This is a genomic window from Streptomyces sp. NBC_00287 (assembly GCF_036173105.1).
In the GTDB taxonomy this organism is placed as follows: Bacteria; Actinomycetota; Actinomycetes; order Streptomycetales; family Streptomycetaceae; genus Streptomyces.
The window spans coordinates 4,445,188-4,462,314 of record NZ_CP108053.1; the positions used below are offsets into that span (position 1 = coordinate 4,445,188).

Consider the following 17,127-nt stretch of genomic DNA (forward strand, 5'->3'; position numbering starts at 1 on the left):
GTCAGGCGGTTTACGGCTCGAACTTGTAGCCGAGACCACGCACCGTCACCAGGTATCGCGGCGCGCCCGGGTCGGGCTCGATCTTTGCTCGCAGGCGCTTGACGTGGACGTCGAGGGTCTTGGTGTCGCCGACGTAGTCGGCGCCCCAGACCCGGTCGATGAGCTGCATACGGGTCAGTACGCGGCCCGCGTTGCGCAGGAGCATCTCCAGGAGGTCGAACTCCTTGAGAGGGAGGTCGACCTTCGAGCCGGAGACCGTGACCACGTGGCGGTCGACGTCCATACGGACCGGACCCGCCTCCAGCGCGGCCGGGGTGACCTCCTCGGGCTCGCCGCGGCGACGCAGGACGGCCCGGATACGGGCGACCAGCTCACGTGAGGAGAACGGCTTGGTGACATAGTCATCGGCTCCTATTTCCAGCCCGACGACCTTGTCGATCTCGCTGTCCTTGGCGGTCACCATGATGACGGGGACGTTGGAGCGGCCGCGCAGCTGGCGGCAGACCTCCGTGCCCGGCAGGCCGGGCAGCATCAGGTCGAGCAGGACGAGGTCGGCGCCATTGCGCTCGAACTCGTCGAGTCCGTCGGGCCCGGTGGTCGCCACGGCGACCTCGAAGCCCTCTTTGCGAAGCATGTACGACAGGGCGTCTGAGAAGGATTCCTCGTCCTCGACGACGAGCACTCGGGTCACGGAAGGACCTCCGGGGCGGAAAGCGTTTGGTACGCGGCTGACTCGGGGGGTGTGTCGTGGGACGGATCGGCGGGGCGCCCGGCCTCGGCGTCGAGGACGGGATGCTGCTGAGCTCGGTCGCGGGCCGCGCCCGCCTCCGGCAGTCTCAGGGTGAACGTGGAGCCCTGTCCCTCGGAACTCCACACCGTGACCTCCCCGCCGTGCGAGGCGGCCACGTGCTTGACGATCGCCAGCCCGAGACCCGTACCGCCGGTGGCACGGGAACGGGCCGGGTCGACGCGGTAGAAGCGCTCGAAGATGCGCTCCTTGTCCTTTTCGGAGATGCCGATGCCCTGATCGGTCACGGCGATCTCGATATGGTCGCCGCCGGATGCGGACACCCGGCGGGCGGCTATCCCGACGCGGGTGCGGGCGGGCGAATAGTTGACGGCGTTCTCGACGAGGTTGCCGAGGGCTGCGGCGAGCTGGCCGCGGTTGCCGTAGATGCTCAGGTCGGCGGTGCCGCCTGCGGCCATCGTGATCTGCTTGGTGCCGGCGGCGTGCCGGCAGCGGTCGATGGCCTCGGCCACCAGTTCGTCCACTCGAACGGGCTCGGCGTCCTCCAGCGGGTCGTCGTTCTGGACCCGGGAGAGGTCGATCAGCTCCTGGACAAGGTTGGTGAGCCGGGTCGCCTCGATCTGCATCCGCCCCGCGAAGCGCTCCACGGCCTCCGGGTCGTCCGAGGCGTCCATGACAGCCTCGGACAGCAGGGAGAGAGCGCCCACGGGGGTCTTGAGCTCGTGGCTGACATTGGCGACGAAGTCGCGCCGTACCGCCTCTATCCGCCGGGCCTCGGTGAGGTCCTCGACGAGCAGAAGCACCAGGCGGGAGCCGAGCGGCGCCACCCGGGCGGAGACCGCGAGGGCCTCGCCGCGTCCGGTGCCGCGCCGGGGCAGATCCAGCTCGACCTGGCGTATCTCGCCGTCGCGCCGGGTGTCCCGGGCCATCTGGAGCATCGGTTCCACCGACAGCCGTCCGCCGCGCACCAGCCCGAGGGCGTACGCGGCGGAGCTGGCCTTGACGACGGCGTCGGCCTCGTCCAGTACGACCGCGGAGGAGCGGAGCACGGACAGCACCGTGTCGACGCCCGGTGGCAGTACCGGATCGGTGTGCAGGGAGGTTCTGGTCGGTCGCGCCTGGTCGCGTTCGCTCCAGCGGAACGCCAGCATGGCGATGACGCCGGTGAGTACCCCGGCAATCGCTGCCGCTGCGGCGACCGCCGCGTTCACGTCCATGCATCCAGGTTAGGCATGGCCACGGTCCTGGCCACAGCCATCCGAGTGCGAGCTCGAACACTCGTCGCCCAGAGTTCACCTTGGAGCTAGCAATGGTTCATTTGGGGTGGCAGAAACGGACGCGTGCAGGTCAGACGGTAGGAGCGTGGGGTGCGATAGCGCCGGTTCAGCAGGACGTGCACACTGGCCCCGGCCCCCGGAACCCCAAGAAACACGTACGAGAGGGAACCCTCATGCGGGACGCGTACCACGAGGAACTTGACTCGATCAGCGACAGCCTGGTGGAGATGGCCCGCTTGGTCGGGTCGGCGATCGGACGCGCGACGACCGCGATCCTCGACTCCGACCTCAAGCTGGCCGAAAGTGTGATCGAGGCCGACCAGAAGGTCGACGACCTCCAGCACGACCTGGAGGCGCGAGCGATAGCCCTGCTCGCGCGCCAGCAGCCGGTGGCGACCGACCTGCGGATCGTCGTCACCTCGCTGCGGATGTCCGCGGACCTGGAGCGCTCCGGTGACCTGGCCCAGCATGTGGCCAAGCTCACCCGACTGCGCTACCCGTCGCGGGCCATCCCGCACGACCTGCACGCCACGATCCTGGAGATGGGTCAGCTCGCGCAGCGCCTGATGGCGAAGGCCGCCGAGGTGATCGTGACCAAGGACGTCGACCTCGCGCTCCAGATGGAGACCGACGACGACGAGATGGACCTGCTGCACCGCACGCTCTTCCAGCACCTGATGGACGAGCGCTGGAAGCACGGCATCGAGACCGCGGTCGACGTGACCCTGCTGGGCCGCTACTACGAGCGGTTCGCCGACCACGCGGTGGCGGTGGCCAAGCGCGTGGTGTTCCTGGTGACGGGTGAGCACGCGGACGAGCTCCAGCAGGACATTCAGCCGGTGACGGGCGTCGAGGGCGCCTGACGCCACGCGAGGGCGTGCGGGAGAGCCTCTGTGCGCCGTTGATGCGCCCAGCGGAACGGGCATGCAATGGGGAACAGGCACCAGCCTCGACGAGGAGGGACCATGGCCGACTCCCCCGGCACGCCCGGCACCACACCCGACCCCACGCAGGAACGCCAGACCGAGCAGCCCGCCGAGATCAAGAACCTGATGCTGATCGGCGCGTGCGGCTGCGGTTCGGGGTGCCAGTGCGGTTGCCAGTCGGGCAATCCGTGCCAGTGCGGTTGAGATTTTTCTGTTACGACGGTGAAGGGCCCCGGCGCGCTGCCGGGGCCCTTCGTCGTGCTCACGGCTCTGTGGAGGCGCAGCATGGAAGGAGGACCGGAAGGAGGGTGCCATGACTCAGTTCATGGACGTACACCACGGGATGCAGGGCATCACGAACGACCAGCTGATGGAGGCCCACAAGGCGGACCTCGCGATAGAGAAGGACGAGGGGGTCCACTTCGAGCGGGCCTGGGCGGACCCGGAGTCCGGCGTCGTCTACTGCCTCTCCGAGGCGCCCTCGGCGGAGGCCGTCCAGCGCATCCACGAGCGGGCCGGCCACAAGGCCGACGAGATCCACGCGGTGCCGCTGTCGGTGTGAGAGGAGGCGGTGGGCGATGACGCGTTACATGGACGTCCACCACGGAATGCAGGGCATCACGGCGGACCAGCTGCGCGCGGGCCACGAGGCGGCGGCCGCGGTCGAGAAGGAAGAAGGAGTCCACTTCGAACACGCCTGGGCGGACCCGGAGTCCGGCACGGTGTACTGCCTCTCCGAGGGGCCCTCACCGGAAGCGGTCCACCGGGCCCACGAACTCTCGGGCGCCCAGGGCCCGGACGAGATCCACGCCGTACCTCTGGCTGTGTGAGTCCGAGAGCAGCGACGGCGGCCCTCAGCCGCGGGCCGCGGTCGCGTACTGCTCGATGATCCGGGCCGCCTCCGCGAAGGGCATGTGGAAGAACTCGCGGTCACTGCGGACGCGGTAGTCGGCGAGCAGGGCGTGGACCTCCGCTTCGACGCGCCGCGCCTGGGCAACGGTCCAGGCCCCGCGCACACCCCACGGGATGATCACGCCGGTCGCCGAGTTGATCTCCTTGGCCCGGGTCAGAGGATCGCGATCGGTGTACCCGATCTTGAGCATCTCGGGTGCCTCGCGGGTGGAAAGCACGTAAACGAAGCCGCGGCCGTCGAGCGGAGTGGGGCTGCCACTGACGAAGTCCCGCAACCGTTCCGGCATCCCGGCCGCCCTCAGAACGGCCAAGTCCCTGTCCGCTTCCGGCAAGTTGGCGTCCCGAAGACACTGCCGAAGATGCTGAAGCGTCCCGGACGCCTGGCGGGCCTCCTTGAACGGCGGATACCCCAACTGCGCCGAGACCGGGTTGCGTCCAGGGAAGTGGTGTACGGGTTCGACCTGATCCGGGGGTTTGCTCCGGCATCGGGATGAGGCCCGCATAGATGAACGGCCACCGGCTGATCTTCGAAGTGTCGAAGTGTCGAAGGAGATCAGCACGATGACCGCACCCGACAGTGTGCCCCTGCACCCCGGCCGCCGGCCCTCGCCTCGCGCTGATCAGCCCGAGGCGACTTCAGCGGTCCGGTCGGCGGCCGGGACCTCGGTTGCCGTTGGCTTCTCTTGGGGCAGGGTCCGCATGAGCACTGCGTACCCCACACCCGCGACGGTGCCGATCACCGCGCACAGCCCCCACAGCCACTCCGCCCCGTACCGGTCGATGACGACGCCGGACATCAGCGGGGCGATCAGGGAGGCGACGGCCCAGGACATGGTGTACATGCCCTGGTAGCGGCCCCGGCCGTGGGTGGGGGAGAGGCGGACGACCAGGCTGGTCTGGGTCGGGGCGTTGACGATCTCCGCGAGGGTCCAGACGCAGACGGTGAGGGCGAACAGGCCGACGGATCCGGCGAAGGCGGTGAGTCCGAAGCCGTACCCGGCGAGGAGGGAGGAGATCACGAGCAGCCGGCGTGGGTCCCGGTGCTCGATGAACCGGGTGACCGGGATCTGCAGGACGACGATCAGAACGCCGTTGACGGCGATGGCCATGCCGTAGTCGGCCGGCGTGAATCCGGCGTCGCCCATCGCGACGGGCAGTCCGATGGCGCCCTGCTGAAAGATCAGGGCGATCAGGAAGGACAGCCCGACGAGTCCCATGAACCGCCCGTCCCGCAGCACGGTTCCCAGTCCTACGGCCGTTTCCGCGGCCTTCACCTTCTCCGTGCGCTCGGGCCGGGACTCGGGCAGCTTCAGGAAGATGACGATCGCGCAGGCCAGGGTCATGACGCCCTCGATGAGAAACCCGGCCTGGTAGCTGTACTCGGCGATGAAGCCGGCGCCCATGGAGGAGACGGCGAAGCCGAGGTTGATGGCCCAGTAGTTGAGCGAGAAGGCGCGGACGCGGTCCTCGGGCCGGACGATGTCGGCCATCATCGCCTGCACGGCGGGCCGGGAGGCGTTGGAGGCCATCCCGACGAGGAAGGCGACGCCCGCGATGGCGGCAGGGTGGTGCACGAACCCGAGCGCGGTCACGGAGACGGCGGTGGCGGCCTGCGAGACGAGCAGCGTGGGCCGCCGCCCGAGCCGGTCGGCCATGACGCCCCCGCCGAGGGACGAGAGGACCCCGCCCAGGCCGTGGAGGGCGGCGACGAGACCGGCGTAGGAGGCGGAGTAGCCGCGGTCCAGGGTCAGATACAGCGCCATGAAGGTGGCGACGAAGCCGCCGAGCCGGTTGACGAGGGTGCTGGTCCACAGCCACCAGAACTCGCGGGGCAGCCCGGAGACGGACTCCCGGGCGGCACGTCTCAGGGCGGCGACGGACATGCGGATCCCCCGGGTGTGTAAGTGGCGCGTACGGCGAACACAACTTACGAAGCCATGGCGCTCGCGGGCCACTCAATTAACAGATCCCGTCAACCGTCCGTCCTCTGGTCGGGGGCGCAAGCGATCAGAAGGTTCGATTACGCTCCTTCTCATGGCCGACGCACCGTACAAGCTGATCCTCCTCCGCCACGGCGAGAGCGAATGGAACGCGAAGAACCTGTTCACCGGCTGGGTGGACGTCAATCTCAATGAGAAGGGCGAGAAGGAGGCAGTCCGCGGCGGCGAGCTCCTGAAGGACGCCGACCTTCTCCCCGACGTGGTCCACACGTCCCTCCAGAAGCGCGCGATCCGCACGGCGCAGCTGGCGCTGGAGGCGGCCGACCGCCACTGGATCCCCGTCCACCGCAGCTGGCGCCTGAACGAGCGCCACTACGGCGCCCTCCAGGGCAAGGACAAGGCCCAGACCCTGGCCGAGTTCGGCGAGGAGCAGTTCATGCTCTGGCGCCGCTCCTACGACACCCCGCCGCCCCCGCTCGAGGACGGCACGGAGTTCTCCCAGTCGGACGACGCCCGCTACGCGACGATCCCCCCGGAGCTGCGCCCGCGCACGGAGTGCCTCAAGGACGTCGTCGTCCGCATGCTCCCGTACTGGTACGACGGCATCGTCCCGGACCTCCTGTCCGGCCGCACGGTGCTCGTCGCCGCCCACGGCAACAGCCTCCGCGCCCTGGTCAAGCACCTGGACGGCATCTCGGACGCCGAAATCGCGGGCCTGAACATCCCGACGGGCATCCCCCTCTCCTACGAACTCGACGCCGACTTCAAGCCCCTGAACCCGGGCGGCACGTACCTCGACCCCGAGGCGGCGGCAGCGGCGATCGAGGCGGTCAAGAACCAGGGCAAGAAGAAGTAAGCAAGCCCGAAGAAGCCCCCTACCTGCGATTCCGCTGGTAGGGGGCTTCGTCACGGATGCATCCGTGCCCCCTTCACCACCTTGTCCACCGCGTTCCGCGGGCCGTACACCGCCAGCCCCACCAGGTCCAGTTCCCGCGTGGGCACGGCCCGTACGGCGGCCCGGTTGTCCCGGTCGTTGCCGGTGCTGAACAGGTCGGACGTGAAGACGGCTCGCGGCAGGGCACGTGACAGCACGCGCGCGTGCGCCGCCGTCAGCGTCTCCTTGGTGCCCTCGAAGACCAGCACCGGCTGCCGGAACATCGGCAGATACGCCACCCCGTCGGCGTCCTCGTACGGCTCCCCGATCACCTCGGCGACCTCTGTCCCCAGGCCGCTGACCAGGAACGCGGTCACATTCAGCCGCTGCCAGGGCTCCAGGTCCTCGCGCAGGATCACGGCGATCTTCGTATCGAATCGATAAGACTGCTCGCTCATGCCACGAGACTGCCGACCGCCGTACGACCTCGTCTTGTACGTTCTTTGCATGGCCGTCCGGCAGGAAGTCACCGCCTGGCGTCCCCGTGTCCCGGGTGTCGTCGAGGTCTTCCACGCGCACTTCACCGAGTACGCCTACCCGATGCATGTCCACGAGGCCTGGACCCTGCTCATCGTCGACGACGGGGCCGTCCGGTACGACCTCGACCGGCACGAGCACGGCACCCCGCACGACACGGTGACCCTGCTGCCGCCGCACGTCCCGCACAACGGCTCCGCCGCCACCCCGCACGGCTTCCGCAAGCGCGTCCTGTACCTCGACTCCTCCCGGCTCCCCGACGACCTCATCGGAGCCGCCGTCGACACCCCCGACCTCCGCGACCCCCTGCTCCGCCACCGCGTCGGCCAACTGCACACCGCCCTCGCCCTCCCCGGCGAGGAACTGGAGGCCGAGAGCCGGCTGATGCTCATCGACGCACGGCTGCGCCGGCATCTGAGGCCACGGCCGGATGTCGCGATCCGCCCCGGCCTCGCCCATCGCCTGCGCGAACTCCTCGACGAACGCGTCGTGGAGGGGATCACGCTGGAGGAGGCCGCGAGGGTCCTCGACGCCCATCCCGCCCATCTCGTACGGGCGTTCAGCGGCGCCTACGGCATCGCCCCGCACCAGTACCTGACGTCCCGCCGCGTCGAACGCGCCCGCCGCCTTCTGCTCTCGGGCGCGCGTCCCGCCGAGGCGGCCCTGGGCACCGGCTTCTACGACCAGGCCCATCTCACCCGGCACTTCAGGCGGCTGGTGGGGGTGACGCCGGGCCGCTACCGGGACAGCTCGCGCTGAGCGTCGTACAGATTGCGCGGGCGTACGGCGTCCTTCGTGCCGTACAGCTCAAGGCGGCTGTTCAGGTCGCCGGTGAAGTCGGGGACGTCGATCTGATCGAACTCGCGGACCTCGTTGATGCCGACCGTGGCGGACCAGGGGGCCAGGCCGTCGATCTTCATCAGGCCTGCCCGGCCGTTCGTCACGCGGATGTTCCAGTGGGTGAACCGGGCGCCGAAGAGGGGGCCCGCGCTCGCGTCGCCGCCGTGCCGGCCGTTGTTGTCGACGGTGATGTCGGTGCGGACGTTGGCGAAGGGCAGTCCGCGGTGGCTGTCGAAAGTGCCCATCTCCATGACGCCGCGCGACCAGACGTTGTACGAGGACAGGCCCTCGACGTTGATGCCGTGCAGTTGGGTGCCGGTCGGGGCCGGAGTGGTGCGCTGCTCGATCGTGAAGTCCTCGATGAGGTTGTCGTGCGAGCCCTCGCGGCAGAAGTACGGGTGGTGCGCGCCGCGGCCCGCCACGCGCGTGTGGCGCAGCGTGCAGGCGGAGGCGGCGACCAGGCCGAAGCCGTTGTCGACGTGCCGGACGGTGACGTCGTCCACCCAGCAGTCGTACGCGCATTGGAGGGTGACGCCGTTGAATCCCTTGTCGAGGAGGTGCGGTTGCTGCGGGGTCTCGACCGCCTCCAGAGTGAGCCCCTCGACGCCGGCACCGGTCAACTCCGGGACGTGGGTGGTCAGTCGTGGGTCCCATTCGGGGCGGACGTCGAGCGGGAGGGGGCGTTCGAGGGTGATACGGCGGCCCTGTACGCGCGTGATGCGGACCGGCCACTCGTAGGGGACGTACGAGGTCAGCTTGGTCTTGTCGTCCCAGGAGTAGGCCTCGGTGCCGGGGCCGCCGCCGCACATGTGCTCAAGGAGGGTGTGGTCGGCGTCGTCGGCGAGGCGGAGGAGGACGAGGGCGCCGGGCCGCAACCGAGCGGCGTCGGCGACGGTGATGGTCCAGGAACCCTGGCGGGCCGGCTCGACCGTCGTGAGCGTGCTCCACTCGTCGCGTTTGTTGCCGGTCCAGCCCTCGAACGGCCATTCCTTCGCGCGGATCGCGGACGTCAGGGACTCCCAACGGGCCGCCGGGGCCAGCCAGATCAGGCCGCCCGCCCAGGACCAGGAGGACTTGTCGCCGCCGTAACGGGAGCCGTAGACGCCGATCAGCTCGGTGAGATGCCTGGTCGCGTACAGCGTCGTACGGCCGCTTCCGGCGCCGCGCAGGACGACGTTCGAGTGGCCCAGGCGGATCACGTCGTCGATGCGGAAGGTGCCGGGCGGGATGAGCACCGTGCCACCGCCGGCCCTTCCGGCGGCGGCGATGGCACGGTTGATCGCGGGGGCGCAGTCCGTGGTGCCGTCGGGGACGGCGCCGTAGGCGGTGACGTCGGTGACGGGGCGGGGGCGGGTGGTTCGGGCGCGGCTGCCTGCCCGGCCTATGTACGGGATCTGCGGGTGGTCGAAGGGGCTGCGGGTGAACTCCCGCCAGATCGACGGGACTTCGGCGGCCTTCGCCGTGCCGGTCGTCGCGCCGAGCGCCACCGCGGTGGCGCCGATCAGGAGTGTGCGTCTGCCGATGTGCCCGTGGTTCATGTCCAGCCGCCCCTTCATATTCACGGATATGAACGACGTTCAGGAATGCGTTGGCGGTGAGCATGCCACGGGGCCCCTCGGCGGGGAAAGGGTCGTGCGAAGCCGGGATTTGAGCTACTGGCGCTCGGTCAGATGCTTGAACGCATCCAGATTGCGGGTCGACTCACCCCGGGCCGTCCGCCACTCGTACTCCTTGCGGATGGCGCTGGCGAAGCCCAGTTCCAGCAGGGTGTTGAAGGCGCCGTCGGCGGCCTCCAGGGTCTGGCCGAGCAGGCGGTCGAGGTCGTCGGCGGTGACGGCCGACAGGGGGAGCTTGGCGGTGACGTAGACGTCGCCGAGCTGGTCGACGGCGTAACTCACGCCGTACAGCTTGAGGTTGCGCTCGAGGAGCCAGCGGTGGACGCCGGACTCGTTCTCGTCGGGGTGGCGGATCACGAAGGCGTTGAGCGACAGGGAGTGGCGGCCGAGCAGCAGGGAGACCGTCGTCGACAGCTTGCGCGTGCCGGGGAGTTTCACCACGTAGGTGCCGGGGTCGGGGCGCTCCCACTCCAGTTCCGCGTCCTGGAGGAAGTCCTCGACGACCTGCTGTGCCTCACCCATGGTGGGAGCGTACGCGACGGCGGTGGGCCTGGGCCGCCGCCATGTAGACGTCCGCCGTGGCGGCGGCCGCGGTGTCCCAGCCGAACGACTGGGCGTGCCGGGCCGCGGCGGCGCCCATCCGGGCCGACAGGTCGGGGTTGTCGGCGAAATCGCGCAGCACGCGCGCGTAGGCGGCGGGTTGGTGGCCCTGTACGAGGAAACCGGTCTGCCCGTCGCGCACGGCCACCGGAAGTCCGCCGACCGACGCCGCGAGCACCGGCGTACCGGCCGCCTGTGCCTCTATGGCGACCAGGCCGAAGGACTCGCTGTAGGAGGGCATGACGAGGACCGAGGCGGCGCGGAACCAGTCCGCGAGCTGGTCCTGGCCGACGGGCGGGCGGAACCGTACGACATCGGCGATACCGAGCCGCGCGGCCAGCTTCTGCAGGCCCTCGGGCTTGGCGAGGCCGCTGCCGCTGGGGCCGCCGACGACGGGGACGAGGATGCGGGAGCGCAGCTCGGGGCGCTCGTCGAGCAGGACGGCGACCGCGCGGAGGAGGACGTCCGGGGCCTTCAGGGGCTGGATGCGGCCCGCGAAGAGCGGGATCAGGGCGTCCTGGGGCAGGCCGAGGCGGGCGCGGGCGGCGGCGCGGCCGTCGGCGGGGCTGAAGCGGTCGAGGTTGACGCCGGGGTGGACGACGGCGACCTTGTCGCGTTCGGCGGAGTAGTGCCGTACGAGCTCGTCGGCCTCCTCCGCCGTATTGGCGATGAGGCGGTCGGCGGCGACGACGATCTGGGTCTCGCCGATGACCCGGGCTGCGGGCTCGGGGGTGTCGCCCTCGGCGAGGTTGGCGTTCTTGACCTTGGCCATGGTGTGCATGGCGTGCACCAGGGGGGTGCCCCAGCGCTGGGCGGCGAGCCAGCCGACGTGGCCGGAGAGCCAGTAGTGCGAGTGGACGAGGTCGTAGTGGCCGGGGCGGTGGCCGGCCCAGGCCTGCATCACGCCGTGTGTGAAGGCGCAGAGCTGGGCGGGGAGTTCCTCCTTGGCGAGGCCCTCGTAGGGGCCGGCGTCGACGTGCCGGACGAGGACTCCGGGGGCCATCTCCACGGTCGGCGGGAGGGCGGCCGTGGTCGCGCGCGTGAAGATCTCGACCTCGATGTTGATCGCGGCGAGGCGCTGCGCGAGCTCCACGATGTAGACGTTCATGCCGCCGGCATCGCCGGTGCCGGGCTGGTGGAGCGGTGAGGTGTGCACGGAGAGCATCGCGATACGGCGGGGGCGGCGGTGCAGACGCAGCCGCGGGGGTGCCGCCGCGGAGCGCCGACCGAGCCTGCTGACGTAATGGCTCACGTGGCGGTCCTCCTCGCTGCGGGCATGTCTTTGGGAGGACGTGCGGGCCCTCCAGGGGGTCCAACACCGGAGTGGTCGGCTCCATTTCCGGCCCGGCGTTCTTTGCCGAATCATTACCGTGACTCGCTCAACCGTTCGAGGGTGGGGTGCGTGCACGGCGTCACCGCATACCCTTCTGAGCATGACCCGCGCCGCCTCCCGCCCCGTGGGAACGGTGACGCGCGGGACCACCAACCCCAATCGCCTGCGCCGTATGGACCGCTGGATCGCGGCGACGCACGGCGCCGAGCTGCGGCGGGCCGGGGAGGCCGTTGCGGTCGATCTCGGGTACGGCGCCACTCCCTGGACCGCCGTGGAGCTGCTCGGGCGGCTGCGTACCGTCGCGCCACGCGCGCGTGTGGTCGGCGTCGAGATCGAACCGGCCCGGGTCGCGGCCGCGCGGCCGTACGAGCGCGAGGGGCTCGTCTTCCGGCACGGGGGGTTCGAGATCCCGGTCCCCCAGCGGCCGATGCTGATCCGGGCCGCCAATGTGCTGCGGCAGTACGAGGAGGGCGAGGTCGCCGCCGTCTGGGAGCGGCTGTGCGCGCGGCTGGCTCCGGCGGGCGGGGGCTCGCGGGGCGGGCTGCTGGTCGAGGGGACCTGCGATGAGATCGGGCGGCGGCATGTGTGGGTCGCGCTCGGGCCCGAGGGGCCGCGGACGGTGACCTTCGCGACTCGGCTCGGGTCCCTGGAGCGGCCGTCGGACCTCGCCGAGCGGCTGCCGAAGGCGCTCATCCACCGGAACGTCCCCGGCGAACCGGTCCATGCCTTCCTGCGGGACTTCGACCGCGCCTGGGCCGCCGCCGCGCCCTATGCCTCCTACGGCGCCCGGCAGCGCTGGATGCGGGCGGTGCGGGAGTTGACGTCGGACTGGCCGGTGCTGGACGGGCCGGTGCGGTGGCGACAGGGGGAAGTCACCGTGGCGTGGGGGGCGTTGGCGCCGGCGGATCAGCGCCTCTGACGTACTGACCTGCGGGGAACGATCTCCCTGAGTCGTTCGTCACATAGGCGGGGAGATCGTCATGCGGGGGCGGGAAAGGGGGGAAGCAGCAGGATGCACAACCTCTGTCGTTTTACGGGGCAACATGGCACGATCCCCCAGACGCCCGTAAGTTACTGACGGTAAATCAGGTTGGGGGAAGAGGTATGGGTACGGCCAGGCGCAGCCTCATCACCGCTGCCGTCACCGTGGTCTGCGCGGTGACCGTGCTGGCGGCACCAGGCACGGCGTTCGCGAGTCCGAACCCATCGCCCACCCCGAGCGCGACCTCGACTCCCGTGACCAACAAGGACCTTGAGGCCGTACGCAAGAAGCTGGACCGGCTCTATCACGACGCAGCCGTCGCCACCGACGCGTACAACCTGGCCGAGGAGAAGGCCGAGAAGCAGTCCTCCGAGATCGTGGCCCTGGCGAAGAAGATCGTGAAGGGCAAGAAGAAGCTGGACGATCTCAAGAAGCGGGCCGGCGCCGCGGCCGCCGCGCAGTACCGCAGCGGCGGACTGCCGGACGAGGCACAGCTGATGCTCAGCGACGACCCGCAGGAGTTTCTCGACGGCGCGGGCCGGGTGATCCAGGGCGAGCGCGCCACCAAGGGACTGCTCGGCGAAATGACCCGCACCCAGCAGGACTTGGAGCAGTACGCGAAGGACGCCTCCACCCAGTGGGAGAAGCTGGAGGCGAACCGCAAGGCCAAGGCCAAGGCCAAGGCGAAGATCAAGAAGCAGATCGCGGCCGCCGAGAAGCTGGAGTCGGAGCTGGAGGCGGAGGAGAAGGAGCGCCTCGCCGAGCTGGAGCGGCAGGCCGCCTACAAGGCGCAGACCGCCTGGCTGGACTCCGGGATACTCGACGAGATCGACGGCAAGGCGTCCGCGCAGGGCAAGAAGGCCGTGGCGTATGCCACCGCACAGTTGGGCAAGCCGTACGAATGGGGCGCCGAGGGGCCCGGCACCTTCGACTGCTCCGGGCTGACCTCACAGGCCTGGGCGGCGGCGGGACAGCCGATTCCGCGCACCTCGCAGGAACAGTGGAAGCAGCTCAAGCGCATCGACACCAAGGACATGCGCCCCGGCGACCTCATCATCTACAACGACGACGCCAGCCATGTCGCCATGTACGTCGGCGACGGCGCGATCGTGCACGCCCCGCGCCCCGGTCGCACCGTGACCGTCGCGGGAGCGGGGTCCATGCCGATCCTGGCGGTCGTACGACCGGACGTATGAGACCGGGGTCACGCGTACGGCCCCGGGGTGACCGGGGCCACGTGACGCACCGCACGCGGGTGGCCGATCCAAACTCCGGGCGGACGTGACGTTCGTCATTCCCGCAGCTCCACCACCCTGCCCAACTGCGGTACGGAACGCGGCATATGACAGTGGCCAGCCGCCGAACGGCGTGGCCTGCACCATTCCTTTGCGGTGCCGACTACCGCTATGGTCCCCGTCGGTGGGTCGAGGTCCCTCGTCCCCGCCATGCCCTCGGGGGGAGGGAAGGAACCCAAGACGATGCCCGTACCCGTACCGCGGCAGAGAGCGATCCCGGCCGTGGAGAGTGGTCAGGCGCAGGCGGCCGCGCCCACAGTCGGCGGCCCCTCGGCCGAGGAGGCCCCGCGCAAGGACGACACGGTCGAGCACACGCACAACCCCGGTGCCACCGGCACCGCCCACACCCAGCTGACGCTGCTGCTCATCGAGGACGATCCGGGCGGCTCCACTGTCCTGCCCGAACTGCTCGACTGGGCGGGCAAGCCGATCCGGGTGCGCACCGCCCGCAACCTCACCGAGGCCGAGCGGCTGCTCACCGACGACGTCCACTGCATCCTGCTGGACCTGACGCTGCCCGCGCCCGGCCGCGGTGACGACAGCGACGAGCTCGCCGTGCTCAAGCACGTGCTGGAGCTCGCACCCCGGCATGCCGTCCTCGCCCTGACCGCGTCCGGCGACGCCGAGCGCGGCGCGGAGGCGGTGCGGGTGGGCGCCCAGGACTATCTCCTCCGTGACGAGCTGGACGGCCGGCTGCTGAGCCGCGCGATCCGTTACGCGGTGGAGCGAAAACGTTCCGACTCCGCCGAGCGCCGGCTCGCCGAGGGCCGGGTGCGGGCGCAGGAGAACCGCCGTCTCGAGCGGGGCCTGCTGCCCACGCCGCTGCTGGAGGGATCGCCACTGCGCTTCGCCGCGCGGTACCGGCCGGGGCGCTCACGGGCGCTGCTCGGCGGTGACTTCTACGACGTGGTCCGTACGGCCGACGGCACGGTGCACGCCATGATCGGTGACGTCTGTGGACACGGCCCCGACGAGGCCGCGCTCGGTGTCGAGCTGCGGATCGCCTGGCGGGCCCTGACGCTGGCCGGGCTGTGCGGGGACGAGCTGCTGTCGACGCTTCAGCAGGTCCTTGAGCACGAGCGGGCGGACGACGAGATCTTCGCGACGCTGTGCACGGTGGATATCGCGCCGGACGGTCGTCGGGCGGGGCTGTGTCTCGCGGGGCATCCGTCGCCGCTGCTGGCCCGTCCCGGGCGTTCGGCTCAGCTGCTGCCGTACGACAACAACGGTCCGGCGCTCGGGCTGCTGTCCGGGGCCCGATGGCCTCGGATGCAGGTGGAGCTGGGGGCCGAGTGGAGCCTGATGCTCTATACCGACGGGCTCATCGAGGGTCGGGTCGGTGAGGGTCGGGAGCGGCTGGGGCAGGACGGGATGGTGTCCATGGTCCGGCGGCAGATCGCGGAGGGGCTCCGCGGCGAGGCCTTGCTCGGGGCTGCCGTCAATGAGGTCCGGAACCTCAATGGTGGCGAGCTGACCGATGACGTGGCTGTGCTGTTGCTCGATCGGGTGGGGTGAGCGGTAGTTACCGTCCGCCGTTCCAAGGGCCGTACGGACCGTCGCTGCTCGAACCCCTCCGTGTGCTGCGGCCGCCCCCGGGCAGGCTGCGGAGTGCCGGGCGGACGTCGACCATGTAGACGATCGTCGCGATGAGGCCGATGATCGGCAGGAACGACAGGATGTTGAAGATCAGGTTCACCACGAAGGCGAGCCCGAGGATGATCAGCCAGAACGGCTTGGTCTTCTTGTCGGCCGCGCGGTAGGCGTCCTCACGGCGTGTGGCGGCGTCGATCAGCGCGAAGCCGCTGAAGAGGATCAGGGCCATGCTCAACAGCCACATGAAGTTTGTGAAGCCCTGCATCAGCACAACATCCACCACCCGACTCGGCTCGTCCCTACGCGGTCACCGTACCCGCAACGGCAGGCCCGCTACCCGGTCAACGGGCCGAGCACCCGGTAAGTGCCCGACCCGTCCGGTTATCGCCCCGCGTGCTTACTTCGCGGGCGGAGTCGACTTCTTGGCGGTCGTCTTGCGCGGCGCCGTCTTCTTTGCGGTGGTGGACTTCTTCGGCGCGGCCGTCGCGGCGGGCTTGTCCTCGGCCGGCTTGTCCTCTTCCTTGGCCTCGGCGGGCTCGGCCTTGGGCTCGACGGCCACGGCGAGCTCCTCGATCTCCTCGGCCGCCTCGCCGCGCCAGGTCTTCACGGTCTGCTCGCCGTGCTCGGCGACCTTCTCGTAGGTCTCACGGGCCTTCACGGCGTACTCGGCGGCCACGCCGACGCCGCGCAGCGCGAAGTCCTGGGCGCTCTCGCCGATCTTCTTCAGGTCGGTGTCGAGGGTGGTGCCGAGCTTCTTCAGATCACCGTCGAGGGTGTTGATGAACTCGCTGACCTTGGCCTGGAGGGTCTCCTGCGTCTCCTTGACGCGGGCCTGCGCCTCCTTGGCGCGGGACGCGGCCTTCTCCTGGACGGCCTTCGGGTCGGTGTTGCGCACGGCCTCGATCCGCGCCGGGGCCTCGGCGCGCAGCTGCTCCACCAGGCCGGGGACCTTCTTGGCCTGCTGGAAGGCCAGGTCGGCGGTGCCGGCGGCGAAGTAGAGCGGGGTCGGGTCGCTGAGGGTCTTACGGAGGTCGTCGGTGATGGCCATGGTGATGGTCCTCCCGGGGTCGCTTGCAGCTGAGGGTTGGGTGGGTGTGCTCCCGTGGGCGCGTGCGACGGCGGCCGGTTGCCCGGCTCAGCCGGCCGACTGCCGCGGCTCCTGCGGGTCCTCGGTGTCCGTTGTTACGTCTCTTGCGTCTATTACGTCGGCGTCCTTGCCGTCGTCGGTCGTGCCGTCGGCGTTCTCGGCCGCCGTGATCCCGAAGCCGTTCTCCTTGCGGAAGGACTCGTAGATCTGGAGCAGCGCCTGCTTCTGCTGCTCGGTCAGCGTGGGATCGGCGAGGATGACGGCGCGCGTCTCCACCTCGTCCCGGTCCCGCTCGGCGTCCAGGATTCCGGCCCGCACATACAGCGTCTCGGCGGAGATCCGCAGCGCCTTGGCGACCTGCTGCAGAACCTCCGCGCTCGGCTTGCGCAGCCCGCGCTCGATCTGGCTCAGATACGGATTGGACACCCCGGCGGCATCGGCGAGCTGCCGCAACGAGAGCTGGGCGTTGCGCCGCTGCTCGCGCAGATACTCACCGAGATTGCCGACGTTGAGCGTTGCCATATCCCCACCTTGCCCCACCGGCGCTAACTATTGCAAGCACCCGCT

Annotated in this window: 20 protein-coding genes; 9 read left to right on the forward strand and 11 right to left on the reverse strand. The window is 70.0% G+C overall.

The genetic code is table 11. The annotated features are described in order from the left end of the window. Nucleotides 1-10 precede the first annotated feature (10 nt). Both OHT76_RS20105 and OHT76_RS20110 read right to left on the reverse strand, forming a co-directional pair. Nucleotides 11-691 (reverse strand): response regulator transcription factor, encoded by a 681-nt coding sequence (locus OHT76_RS20105; RefSeq protein WP_015659563.1) that lies wholly within the window; start codon nt 689-691, stop codon nt 11-13. Beyond that, the gene (locus OHT76_RS20110) at nt 688-1,965 is read right to left on the reverse strand and encodes a sensor histidine kinase (protein ID WP_328872239.1); all 1,278 of its coding nucleotides are present in this window, start codon (nt 1,963-1,965) and stop codon (nt 688-690) included. The genes OHT76_RS20105 and OHT76_RS20110 overlap by 4 nt, the downstream gene beginning before the upstream one ends. Nucleotides 1,966-2,198: 233 nt before the next feature. Between OHT76_RS20110 and phoU the strand changes: the two genes are divergently transcribed. The 4 genes from phoU (at nt 2,199) to OHT76_RS20130 (ending at nt 3,781) form a co-directional block, all read left to right on the forward strand. After that, nucleotides 2,199-2,888 carry a phosphate signaling complex protein PhoU gene (phoU, locus tag OHT76_RS20115; RefSeq protein WP_328872240.1) on the forward strand — a complete coding sequence of 230 codons (690 nt, stop codon included), beginning with the start codon at nt 2,199-2,201 and terminating at the stop codon, nt 2,886-2,888. A 102-nt stretch (nt 2,889-2,990) separates the two neighbouring features. Then, entirely contained in the window at nt 2,991-3,155 is a 165-nt protein-coding gene (locus OHT76_RS20120; protein ID WP_315885737.1) for a hypothetical protein, read from the forward strand. Nucleotides 3,156-3,264: 109 nt separating this feature from the next. Then, nucleotides 3,265-3,513: an SCO4226 family nickel-binding protein gene (locus OHT76_RS20125; RefSeq protein WP_328872241.1), complete on the forward strand. Its 249-nt coding sequence runs from the start codon at nt 3,265-3,267 to the stop codon at nt 3,511-3,513. 16 nt (nt 3,514-3,529) lie between these two features. Further along, on the forward strand, nt 3,530-3,781 hold the full coding sequence (locus OHT76_RS20130; RefSeq protein WP_328872242.1) for an SCO4226 family nickel-binding protein: 252 nt from the start codon (nt 3,530-3,532) through the stop codon (nt 3,779-3,781). A gap of 24 nt (nt 3,782-3,805) precedes the next feature. Here OHT76_RS20130 and OHT76_RS20135 read toward each other — a convergent pair whose 3' ends face one another. Continuing rightward, entirely contained in the window at nt 3,806-4,174 is a 369-nt protein-coding gene (locus OHT76_RS20135) for a GIY-YIG nuclease family protein (RefSeq protein WP_328872243.1), read from the reverse strand. Nucleotides 4,175-4,483: 309 nt separating this feature from the next. Continuing rightward, nucleotides 4,484-5,746 carry an MDR family MFS transporter gene (locus OHT76_RS20140; RefSeq protein ID WP_328872244.1) on the reverse strand — a complete coding sequence of 421 codons (1,263 nt, stop codon included), beginning with the start codon at nt 5,744-5,746 and terminating at the stop codon, nt 4,484-4,486. A gap of 151 nt (nt 5,747-5,897) precedes the next feature. On the opposite strand from OHT76_RS20140, the gene OHT76_RS20145 reads away from it, so the two are divergent. After that, nucleotides 5,898-6,659, forward strand: coding sequence for a phosphoglyceromutase (locus tag OHT76_RS20145; RefSeq protein ID WP_328872245.1), 762 nt, complete (start codon nt 5,898-5,900; stop codon nt 6,657-6,659). Nucleotides 6,660-6,709: 50 nt separating this feature from the next. Here OHT76_RS20145 and OHT76_RS20150 read toward each other — a convergent pair whose 3' ends face one another. Beyond that, the gene (locus OHT76_RS20150) at nt 6,710-7,186 is read right to left on the reverse strand and encodes a DUF2000 family protein (RefSeq protein WP_443049814.1); all 477 of its coding nucleotides are present in this window, start codon (nt 7,184-7,186) and stop codon (nt 6,710-6,712) included. Here OHT76_RS20150 and OHT76_RS20155 point away from each other — a divergent pair. Then, nucleotides 7,185-7,973: a helix-turn-helix transcriptional regulator gene (locus tag OHT76_RS20155; protein WP_328872247.1), complete on the forward strand. Its 789-nt coding sequence runs from the start codon at nt 7,185-7,187 to the stop codon at nt 7,971-7,973. The two genes, OHT76_RS20150 and OHT76_RS20155, sit on opposite strands and share 2 nt — an antisense overlap. Here the strand turns inward: OHT76_RS20155 and OHT76_RS20160 are convergent. From OHT76_RS20160 to mshA, 3 genes are all read right to left on the reverse strand, one after another. Further along, nucleotides 7,952-9,592, reverse strand: a complete 1,641-nt coding sequence (locus OHT76_RS20160; protein ID WP_328872248.1) for a glycosyl hydrolase family 28-related protein — start codon at nt 9,590-9,592, stop codon at nt 7,952-7,954. The two genes, OHT76_RS20155 and OHT76_RS20160, sit on opposite strands and share 22 nt — an antisense overlap. A 114-nt stretch (nt 9,593-9,706) precedes the next feature. Further along, nucleotides 9,707-10,192 carry a YbjN domain-containing protein gene (locus OHT76_RS20165; RefSeq protein WP_328872249.1) on the reverse strand — a complete coding sequence of 162 codons (486 nt, stop codon included), beginning with the start codon at nt 10,190-10,192 and terminating at the stop codon, nt 9,707-9,709. Further along, nucleotides 10,185-11,522, reverse strand: a complete 1,338-nt coding sequence (gene mshA, locus OHT76_RS20170; protein ID WP_328872250.1) for a D-inositol-3-phosphate glycosyltransferase — start codon at nt 11,520-11,522, stop codon at nt 10,185-10,187. The genes OHT76_RS20165 and mshA overlap by 8 nt, the downstream gene beginning before the upstream one ends. A 181-nt stretch (nt 11,523-11,703) precedes the next feature. Here mshA and OHT76_RS20175 point away from each other — a divergent pair, with 181 nt between their 5' ends. The 3 genes from OHT76_RS20175 (at nt 11,704) to OHT76_RS20185 (ending at nt 15,395) form a co-directional block, all read left to right on the forward strand. Next, entirely contained in the window at nt 11,704-12,522 is an 819-nt protein-coding gene (locus OHT76_RS20175) for a class I SAM-dependent methyltransferase (protein ID WP_328872251.1), read from the forward strand. A gap of 185 nt (nt 12,523-12,707) precedes the next feature. Continuing rightward, nucleotides 12,708-13,781, forward strand: coding sequence for a C40 family peptidase (locus tag OHT76_RS20180; RefSeq protein WP_328872252.1), 1,074 nt, complete (start codon nt 12,708-12,710; stop codon nt 13,779-13,781). A gap of 282 nt (nt 13,782-14,063) precedes the next feature. Then, complete coding sequence (locus tag OHT76_RS20185) at nt 14,064-15,395, forward strand: PP2C family protein-serine/threonine phosphatase (RefSeq protein ID WP_328872253.1); 1,332 nt, start codon at nt 14,064-14,066, stop codon at nt 15,393-15,395. 7 nt (nt 15,396-15,402) lie between these two features. Here OHT76_RS20185 and OHT76_RS20190 read toward each other — a convergent pair whose 3' ends face one another. The 3 genes from OHT76_RS20190 to OHT76_RS20200 all read right to left on the reverse strand — a co-directional run bounded on the left by OHT76_RS20190 (nt 15,403) and on the right by OHT76_RS20200 (nt 17,082). Further along, a complete protein-coding gene (locus OHT76_RS20190; protein WP_328872254.1) occupies nt 15,403-15,738 on the reverse strand; it encodes a DUF2516 family protein in 336 nt (111 codons plus the stop codon). 132 nt (nt 15,739-15,870) lie between these two features. Continuing rightward, a complete protein-coding gene (locus OHT76_RS20195) occupies nt 15,871-16,521 on the reverse strand; it encodes a hypothetical protein (RefSeq protein WP_328872255.1) in 651 nt (216 codons plus the stop codon). Between the two features lie 87 nt (nt 16,522-16,608). Continuing rightward, nucleotides 16,609-17,082, reverse strand: a complete 474-nt coding sequence (locus OHT76_RS20200) for a helix-turn-helix domain-containing protein (protein ID WP_328872256.1) — start codon at nt 17,080-17,082, stop codon at nt 16,609-16,611. Nucleotides 17,083-17,127: the final 45 nt, after the last annotated feature.

Bases quoted from the DNA above. Each gene is read 5' to 3' on its own strand.
- OHT76_RS20110 (WP_328872239.1), bottom strand. From the start codon at position 1,965: ATGGACGTGAACGCGGCGGTCGCCGCAGCGGCAGCGATTGCCGGGGTA.
- phoU (WP_328872240.1), top strand. From the start codon at position 2,199: ATGCGGGACGCGTACCACGAGGAACTTGACTCGATCAGCGACAGCCTG.
- OHT76_RS20120 (WP_315885737.1), top strand. From the start codon at position 2,991: ATGGCCGACTCCCCCGGCACGCCCGGCACCACACCCGACCCCACGCAG.
- OHT76_RS20125 (WP_328872241.1), top strand. From the start codon at position 3,265: ATGACTCAGTTCATGGACGTACACCACGGGATGCAGGGCATCACGAAC.
- OHT76_RS20130 (WP_328872242.1), top strand. From the start codon at position 3,530: ATGACGCGTTACATGGACGTCCACCACGGAATGCAGGGCATCACGGCG.
- OHT76_RS20140 (WP_328872244.1), bottom strand. From the start codon at position 5,746: ATGTCCGTCGCCGCCCTGAGACGTGCCGCCCGGGAGTCCGTCTCCGGG.
- OHT76_RS20145 (WP_328872245.1), top strand. From the start codon at position 5,898: ATGGCCGACGCACCGTACAAGCTGATCCTCCTCCGCCACGGCGAGAGC.
- OHT76_RS20155 (WP_328872247.1), top strand. From the start codon at position 7,185: ATGGCCGTCCGGCAGGAAGTCACCGCCTGGCGTCCCCGTGTCCCGGGT.
- OHT76_RS20150 (WP_443049814.1), bottom strand. From the start codon at position 7,186: ATGCAAAGAACGTACAAGACGAGGTCGTACGGCGGTCGGCAGTCTCGT.
- OHT76_RS20160 (WP_328872248.1), bottom strand. From the start codon at position 9,592: ATGAACCACGGGCACATCGGCAGACGCACACTCCTGATCGGCGCCACC.
- OHT76_RS20165 (WP_328872249.1), bottom strand. From the start codon at position 10,192: ATGGGTGAGGCACAGCAGGTCGTCGAGGACTTCCTCCAGGACGCGGAA.
- OHT76_RS20175 (WP_328872251.1), top strand. From the start codon at position 11,704: ATGACCCGCGCCGCCTCCCGCCCCGTGGGAACGGTGACGCGCGGGACC.
- OHT76_RS20180 (WP_328872252.1), top strand. From the start codon at position 12,708: ATGGGTACGGCCAGGCGCAGCCTCATCACCGCTGCCGTCACCGTGGTC.
- OHT76_RS20185 (WP_328872253.1), top strand. From the start codon at position 14,064: ATGCCCGTACCCGTACCGCGGCAGAGAGCGATCCCGGCCGTGGAGAGT.
- OHT76_RS20190 (WP_328872254.1), bottom strand. From the start codon at position 15,738: ATGCAGGGCTTCACAAACTTCATGTGGCTGTTGAGCATGGCCCTGATC.
- OHT76_RS20195 (WP_328872255.1), bottom strand. From the start codon at position 16,521: ATGGCCATCACCGACGACCTCCGTAAGACCCTCAGCGACCCGACCCCG.
- OHT76_RS20200 (WP_328872256.1), bottom strand. From the start codon at position 17,082: ATGGCAACGCTCAACGTCGGCAATCTCGGTGAGTATCTGCGCGAGCAG.